The following is a 1,920-nucleotide window of genomic DNA, read 5'->3' on the forward strand; positions in this document are numbered from 1 at the left end:
TTGACGTACGAGTTGCCGTAGTGGACGCGCGAGTAGGCGCCCACGCCGTCGTTCCTGATGCCGCTGCGGCCGAAGGTGTTCTTGTAGAAGTCCCACGTGACCTGCGCGCCGTAGGCGGCGTCGGCGGCCGCCGTCTGGTCCGTGGACGAGCTGGACGCCGCTCCGGTGCCCCACACGTCGTCCGCGTCGGTGAACAGCGTGCCCGTGCCGGAGGTCTTGTGGGCGAGGTTGTACGTCTTGTGGCCGCCCCGCGTGGTGTCGTACAGCTGGTACGTCGACCCCGACAGCGTGGTGGTGAGGTTGACAGTGCCCGAGTAGAGGGTCTTGCCGGTGCCGGTCTCGATGCCCTGGTACTCGTAGAGCTTCTTGCCGGTGGCTGCGTCCGTGATCACGTGCAGCTGGTTCGGGGTGCCGTCGTCCTGGAGGCCGCCGACGACCGTCTCGTACGCGAGGACCGGCTTGCCGCTGCCCGCCCAGATCACCTTGCGCGGAGCGTTGTCGGCGGCGGTCTTGTCGGAGCCCGCGGCCTTCGCGACGGTCAGCGCCTGCTTCTCGGCCTTGGAGGCGGTGATCTGCGGCTTGAGCGAGGCCACCTTGATCGTCGACTTGGTCGCTCTGGTGACGCCCTCGGTCCTGCCGGCCTTCGAGGAGTGGACGATCAGGTCGCCGCCGAGGACCGGCAGGCCGGCGTAGGTGCGCTCGTAGCGGGTGTGCACGGTGCCGTCGGCGTCCTTGACGACGTCCTTGACGACCAGCTTCTCCTTGGCGCCGAGGCCTATCGTCCGGGCCGTCTCGGGGGCGGCCGCCTCGGCCTTCTGGATGAGGGACGTGCGGGCCGCGGCGGACAGCTGGGCGGGGGCGGCGGCGAGGGTGGTCCTGCCGGTGGAGTCGGCCGGGGTCTGGGCCGATGCACTGGTGGTCAGACCGGTGCTCAGGAGGGCTCCGGCCGCGACAGTGGTGGCGATGGCCAGAGTGGTGCGCTTGTGACGCGCGTAGCGGGGGGTCACACAAGCTCCTTATGTGGGGGAGTTCGGTCAGCGTGGGGCTACTGGCCGGAACGGATGTGGAGTGGCTTGCTCGTGCGGCGGGTGGAGGAAGAGTGGCATCTCGGGCGCGTACATGTCAGGACCCTGAAGTGATGTTGGCCGAAAGGCGACTGTCTGGTTAACGTTTCAGGCATGTAAACGGGCGCCGCCCTGGGATGTCGAACCGCCGGGACGGCGCCCTGTCTTCGGGCCCGGGCGGGCTTACGGGAAGGTGACCTTCCAGCCGTCGATGTAGCCGGTGTCGTAGGTCGCCACGTCCTGGACGCGCAGCTTCCACGTCCCGTTGGCCGTTTCGGAGGACGCGTTGACGGTGTACGTCTCGTGCACGTCGTCCGCCGAGTCCGAGCTGCTGGAGTTCTTCAGACGGTACGCGGTGCCCGACGGGCCGATCAGGTCGATCACCAGGTCGCCGCGCCACGTGTGCACGATGTCGACCGAAACCTGAAGGTTCGACGGGGCGTTGCCGGTCCGGCCGGAGACGGTGACGGACGAGGTGACCGCGGAGCCGTGGTCCGGGATCGACACGTCGGCGGTGTTCTCGAACGACGTTCCGCCGCCTCCGCCGCCACCGGACCGGGAGCCGACCGCCACAGCCGCCCACGCGTCCTGCACCGCCTTGTACTCGGCGCTGGAGGCGCCGTACAGCTCACCCGCCGCCGCGAGCGTGCCCGTGCGGGCGCTCGCGTAGTTGGTGGTGGACGTGAACTTGGTGGTGAGTGCCCGGTACCAGATCTGCAGCGCCTTGTCCCGGCCTATGCCGGTGACCGGAAGCCCGTCCGACGTCGGCGAGTTGTAGCTGACGCCGTTGATGACCTTGGCGCCGCTGCCCTCGGACAGCAGGTAGAAGAAGTGGTTGGCGACACCGGACGAGTAG

The 1,920-nt window shown here is 68.7% G+C and carries 1 protein-coding gene and 1 pseudogene; both read right to left on the reverse strand.

The annotated features are described in order from the left end of the window. A pseudogene (locus ABZV31_RS38215) lies at nucleotides 1-1,007 on the reverse strand (peptidase M4 family protein); the annotation flags it as partial. Between the two features lie 240 nt (nucleotides 1,008-1,247). Beyond that, nucleotides 1,248-1,920 (reverse strand): M4 family metallopeptidase (locus ABZV31_RS38220; protein WP_355901487.1); only part of this gene is annotated, 673 nt, incomplete at its 5' end.

The organism is Streptomyces sp. NPDC005202 (assembly GCF_040608235.1).
In the GTDB taxonomy this organism is placed as follows: domain Bacteria; phylum Actinomycetota; class Actinomycetes; order Streptomycetales; family Streptomycetaceae; genus Streptomyces.